The sequence below is a fragment of the Streptomyces sp. NPDC057638 genome (assembly GCF_042800315.1).
Lineage (GTDB): Bacteria > Actinomycetota > Actinomycetes > Streptomycetales > Streptomycetaceae > Streptomyces.
This window is the reverse complement of the sequence record NZ_JBHVHF010000423.1, coordinates 1-5,345: the sequence shown is the minus strand read 5'-3', so window position 1 is coordinate 5,345 and position 5,345 is coordinate 1. Positions and strand designations below refer to the sequence as shown.

6 protein-coding genes are annotated in these 5,345 nt (G+C 72.2%); 2 read left to right on the top strand and 4 right to left on the bottom strand.

Annotated elements, in window-relative coordinates:
• Positions 1-295: 295 nt before the first annotated feature.
• Both recA and recX read left to right on the top strand, forming a co-directional pair.
• Positions 296-1,423: a recombinase RecA gene (recA, locus tag ACFVIM_RS32410; RefSeq protein WP_384309118.1), complete on the top strand. Its 1,128-nt coding sequence runs from the start codon at positions 296-298 to the stop codon at positions 1,421-1,423.
• 6 nt (positions 1,424-1,429) lie between these two features.
• On the top strand, positions 1,430-2,008 hold the full coding sequence (recX, locus tag ACFVIM_RS32405; protein ID WP_384309116.1) for a recombination regulator RecX: 579 nt from the start codon (positions 1,430-1,432) through the stop codon (positions 2,006-2,008).
• Positions 2,009-2,115: 107 nt separating this feature from the next.
• Here the strand turns inward: recX and ACFVIM_RS32400 are convergent, their stop codons facing one another.
• The 4 genes from ACFVIM_RS32400 to ACFVIM_RS32385 all read right to left on the bottom strand — a co-directional run bounded on the left by ACFVIM_RS32400 (position 2,116) and on the right by ACFVIM_RS32385 (position 5,073).
• Positions 2,116-2,547, bottom strand: a complete 432-nt coding sequence (locus ACFVIM_RS32400) for a rhodanese-like domain-containing protein (protein ID WP_384309114.1) — start codon at positions 2,545-2,547, stop codon at positions 2,116-2,118.
• Positions 2,544-3,143, bottom strand: a complete 600-nt coding sequence (locus tag ACFVIM_RS32395) for a cysteine dioxygenase (RefSeq protein ID WP_384309124.1) — start codon at positions 3,141-3,143, stop codon at positions 2,544-2,546. Before ACFVIM_RS32395 ends, ACFVIM_RS32400 begins: the two co-directional genes overlap by 4 nt.
• Positions 3,144-3,322: 179 nt before the next feature.
• Positions 3,323-3,409 (bottom strand): putative leader peptide, encoded by an 87-nt coding sequence (locus ACFVIM_RS32390; RefSeq protein ID WP_384309121.1) that lies wholly within the window; start codon positions 3,407-3,409, stop codon positions 3,323-3,325.
• Positions 3,410-3,441: 32 nt separating this feature from the next.
• Positions 3,442-5,073, bottom strand: a complete 1,632-nt coding sequence (locus tag ACFVIM_RS32385; RefSeq protein WP_384309111.1) for an FAD-dependent monooxygenase — start codon at positions 5,071-5,073, stop codon at positions 3,442-3,444.
• Between the last annotated feature and the right edge of the window lie 272 nt (positions 5,074-5,345).

Sequence of the window (5,345 nt, the reverse complement as noted above, 5' to 3'; positions counted from 1 at the left end):
GGGACCGACCGGTCCCCGCGGTGCCCAGCGCCGTCGGCGCCACCCTGCCCGGTGGAGTCCCCCGGCCCGCGGGAGGATCCGCGTCCTCGCGGGAGCTGGGACGGGAACGTCCCGGTCGTCGCGGGGGCCGGGTGTCGCGCTTGACACCAAAATCGAACATCCATTCTTATGGGATCTCCGGCCCGTGGAACCTCCGGGTTGTCCACAGGCGGACCGCGCGCCGGGGCCATTGTCAGTGGCAGGGGTTAGCGTCTTTGACGTGAAGCGATCGACACAAGCAAACCGGGTGGAACCCATGGCAGGAACCGACCGCGAGAAGGCGCTCGACGCCGCGCTCGCACAGATTGAACGGCAGTTCGGCAAGGGTGCGGTGATGCGCCTGGGCGAGCGGCCGAATGAGCCCATCGAGGTCATCCCCACCGGCTCGACCGCGCTCGACGTCGCGCTCGGCGTCGGCGGTCTGCCGCGTGGCCGCGTGGTGGAGATCTACGGACCGGAGTCCTCCGGTAAGACGACCCTGACGTTGCACGCCGTGGCCAACGCCCAGAAGGCGGGCGGCGCGGTGGCCTTCGTCGACGCCGAGCACGCCCTCGATCCGGAGTACGCGCGCAAGCTCGGCGTCGATATCGACTCCCTCATCCTCTCCCAGCCCGACAATGGCGAGCAGGCGCTGGAGATCGTCGACATGCTCGTCCGCTCGGGCGCGCTGGACCTGATCGTCATCGACTCCGTCGCCGCTCTGGTGCCGCGCGCGGAGATCGAGGGCGAGATGGGCGACTCCCACGTCGGCCTCCAGGCCCGGCTGATGAGCCAGGCGCTCCGGAAGATCACCAGCGCGCTGAACCAGTCGAAGACGACCGCGATCTTCATCAACCAGCTCCGCGAGAAGATCGGTGTGATGTTCGGCTCGCCGGAGACCACGACCGGTGGCCGCGCCCTGAAGTTCTACGCGTCGGTGCGCATCGACATCCGCCGTATCGAGACCCTCAAGGACGGCACGGAGGCGGTGGGTAACCGCACCCGCTGCAAGGTGGTCAAGAACAAGGTCGCGCCGCCCTTCAAGCAGGCCGAGTTCGACATCCTGTACGGCCAGGGGATCAGCCGTGAGGGCGGTCTGATCGACATGGGGGTGGAGCACGGCTTCGTCCGCAAGGCCGGTGCCTGGTACACGTACGAGGGCGACCAGCTCGGCCAGGGCAAGGAGAACGCCCGCAACTTCCTCAAGGACAACCCCGACCTCGCCGACGAGATCGAGAAGAAGATCAAGGACAAGCTGGGCGTCGGCGTCCGGCCGGAGACCCCCGGCGCCGAGCCCGGGGCTGAGCCCGGGACGGCCGCCGCGCCCTCCGGCGAACCGGCGAAGTCCGTGCCCGCGCCCGCCACCAAGGCCAAGACGGCCAAGACGGCGGCAGCCAAGGGCTAGCGTCCCGTGACCATCGCACGGCGGCGGAGGTCCGAAGGGCCGGGCGACAGCCCCGACTTGTCGAGGGCCGAGGAGAGGCTGTCGCCCCAGGATCCGGTGGAGCGGGCGCGGGGTATCTGCCTGCGCCTGCTCACCGGGACCCCGCGCACCCGCCAGCAGCTCGCGGAGGCACTGCGCAGACGGGAGATCCCCGAGGAGGCCGCCGAGGAGGTCCTCTCCCGTTTCGAGGATGTGGGGCTGATCGACGACGCGGCGTTCGCGGACGCGTGGGTGGAGTCCCGGCATCACGGCCGGGGCCTCGCCCGGCGGGCGCTCGCGCGTGAGCTGCGGACGCGAGGCGTCGACGCGGCCCTGATCGAGAGGGCCGTTGGGCAGCTCGACTCCGACCGGGAGGAGGAGACCGCGCGCGAGCTGGTCGCGCGCCGCCTCCCCGCCACCCGTGGCCTCGACCGGGACCGCCGGATACGCCGCCTCGCGGGAATGCTGGCCCGCAAGGGGTACGGGGAAGGAGTGGCGCTCCGGGTGGTGCGACGGGCCCTGGAGGAGGAGGGCGAGAGCATGGAGGAGATACCGGACCACATCTGAGCCGGCGCGGGGGACCGGTGGACCTGGTCATGGGCCGTGTCCACCCCCACCGGTCGTCCCTTGTGCCCGTCTCCCGGGCAGACGCGCGCACCGCCGTTCGCGGACGCTCAGCTCCCTGTCGGCTCCTCCTCGACCACCGGCAGCCTGGCCGCCTTCCACGCCTGGAACCCGCCGATCAGATCCGTAGCCCGGCGCAGGCCGAGCTGGCGCAGGGAGACCGCCGCGAGCGAGGAGGCGTATCCCTCGTTGCAGATCACCACGATCCGGAGGTCATGGCTCACCGCCTGGGGAGCGCGATGGCTCCCCCAGGGGTCGAGCCGCCATTCCAGTTCATTGCGTTCGACCACCAGCGCACCGGGGATCAGACCATCCCGGTCCCGGAGCGCCGCATAGCGGATGTCCACCAGCAGGGCCCCCTCCGCGGCCTCCGCGAAGGCGTCCTGGGCGTCGACGCGGTCCAAGCCGCCGCGGACCCGTTCCAGGAAGTCATCGATACCGATGCGGTCATCGGCGCCCGGGGACGGGCTCGCCTCGGTCACTGCCACTCCTCCGGGCGCTCCACCTGCTCCAGCCGCAGTACGGGACCCGTCCGGCTGAAGCGCCGGATCAGGGGCAACGGCGGGTAGTAGGCGTGGACCGAGATGGCGTGTTCCCGGGGGGATTCGTTCAGTACCTCGTGCACATGGTGTTCGCCGAAGGCCCGGCCCCGGCCGGCCGTCAGCCGTTTGACCCGGTCCACCCCCTCCTGGAGTTCCAGGGTCCGCCAGCCGCTGGAGGGCAGGCGCACACTGAGCGAGTTCTCCGTCAGCGCGCCCACGGCGGTGGCGAAGGCGCCCCGGGACTCGGCGTGGTCGTGCCAGCCGGTTCCGGTGCCCGGTGGCCAGCCGATGAGCCAGGCCTCACTGCCGCCGGGGCCGTTGAGCCGCACCCAGGTGCGGCCCTCGGGATCGAGGGGGAGGGAGGCGATCAGCGCCGGGTCGGCGGCGGCGCCACGGGCGAAGGCGAGCAGTTCGGCGGCGGTCGGGCCCTTCGGGCCACCCCGCCGGGAGCGCGGCACGGCTGGAGCAGCCCTGGGAACCGCCACGGCGAGCGGCGGTGTCCCGGAGGCCGGTGCCGTGCTGAGTGAGGGGGCCATGGTGGTGGCGGACGCTGATGAACCCGTGGCGGCGGAAGAACGGGTGGAGGTCGCGGCGGCGGTGGAAGCCGTCGGGACGACGACAGGGCGAGGGGAGTGAGACATGGTGGAGACCGTCCTGAGAATTCGCGGAGAAGCACGCCGGGAGCCCATGGCCCGGCGTGCGCGGAGAGGCGAGATCAGCAGGAACTGCGACACACACAGCCCGCGTAGCGGAGGAGGTCCATATGGACCCTCCGCCAGAGGCGAACATCGGTGGCGGTCATACGCGGGAGTACACCATGTCGACCCCGAGGGGTCAATTGACGTCCGCCGTACGGTCGGTGGGGGTCGGCGCCGGTTCACCGCCGCGCAGCGCGTCCGCCACCGCGTACAGCTCCGCGGGCCTGACTCCGGCGAAGGCGGCGACGAGATGACCGTCCGGCCGCACCACGATGACCGCGTGGGCGGACGCGCCGGGATAGCTCTCGGTGACCAGCAGTTCGGCCCGGACCGGAAGGGTGCTCACCGCGGCGGCCAGCCTCGGCATCACTCCCGCGCCCTGCCAGTGGCGCCGCTCCCACACCCCGGTGCCCGGCGCGACGAGCAGCACCAGCAAGCGGCCCCTGCCGAGCCGGTCGTCGAGCCGCTCGGATGTGCCCTCCGGGGTGGTCACCCGTACGTCGAAGACCGGAGCTCCACCCTCCGTACCGATGGGGATCTGTGCTGGGCCGGGCGCCGGGGTGAGGGGGGAGTGCGCGTAGACGGGTGGTGCGCCGAGGGGGCCCTGACCGGTGTGGGCGTCGGTGAGGAGGGTGTCGTAGCCGCGCGCCGCCCCCGGCAGGCGACCGCGCAGCACTCCGCCCCCGCGCAGGACCGGAAGCGCCTGGTCCGCGGTGCGCAGCCGGGCGGCGACGGCGCCGCGGCGCTCGTCCTCATAGCTGTCCAACAGCGGTTCGGAGGGGCCGTGGTGCCAGACATGGGCGAGCTTCCACGCCAGGTTGTCGATGTCCCGCAGCCCCTCGTCCACCTCCTGGGTGCCGACCGCACCGAGCAGATGCGCGGCGTCCCCGGCGAGGAACGCGCGGCCCACCCGCCAGGAGCGGGCGAGCCGGTGGTGCACGGTGTGCACACCGGTGTCGACGAGCTCGTACGGCGGTGTCTCGCCGCACCAGCCCGCCAGGGTGTCACGGACGCGCGCCACCAGGGTGTCGGGCGTGACCAGGTCGCCGCGCGGCGGAAGGAGCCAGTCCAGTCGCCAGGTGTTCTCCGGCAGGGGGCGTGCGATGACCTCGCCGCCCGCGCCGCGCCAGGGCGGCAGCCGGTGCAGTGTGCCCTCGCCGGGCCAGGGGAGTTCGGTGCGCAGGGTGGCGACGGCGTGCCGTTCCACCGACGTCCGCCCGGGGAAACGGATGTCCAGCAGCTTGCGGACGGTCGAACGCGCCCCGTCGCACCCCACCACATGGCTGCCGCGCCACCAGGTCGCGTCCGGTTCACGGGTGTGCACGGTGACCCCGTCGGGGTCCTGCTCCAGGGAGTCCACGCGGCACCCGGTGACACGGTGGATCAGTTCCTGGTCGTCAGCGGCGTCGCGCAGCGCGCGGGTGAGGGCGTGCTGGGGGATGTGCAGGGGAGAGGCGACGCTGTCATCGCCCCGGGGCGGGGCATCGCCGGGGCAGGGGCCGTCATCGAAGGTGAGCAGCCGTACCCGCTGTTTGCGGCGGAGCGTACGCCAGCCGGACCAATGGGTGCCCTGGTCACGGACCGTGGCACAGCCGAGCCGTGCCACGAGTGCCGCCGTGTCCGGGCGGAGTACCACGGTCCGGGCCGGTCGCGCCTCCTGTTCGCCGGAGTTCTCGTCGAGGACGACGGAGGGGACCGCGTGCCGGGCGAGGGCGAGCGCGAGGGCCAGCCCGACCGGGCCCGCGCCGACGACGATCACCGGGTCCACGGAGTGGCTCCCGGAGTACGAAGGGGCAGGCCGGAGGGTTCGCAGGGGGCCCGGTGCGTGATCACAGAACGTATGCAACCGACTGGGGGTGCCTGCGTCAAGTGACCCTCTGGTCGCATGGCGTGCACCTGCCATGAGGTACCGAGGCCTGGACCGGGGGCGGCTCAGGCCCCGGGTGCGCCGGGAGCGGTCCGGTGCCGGCCGGGAAGAGTCCGGCCAGACCAGTTAAACCAGTTAAAACCGGTTTAAAAGGGCATCCCGCCCTGCCGGAA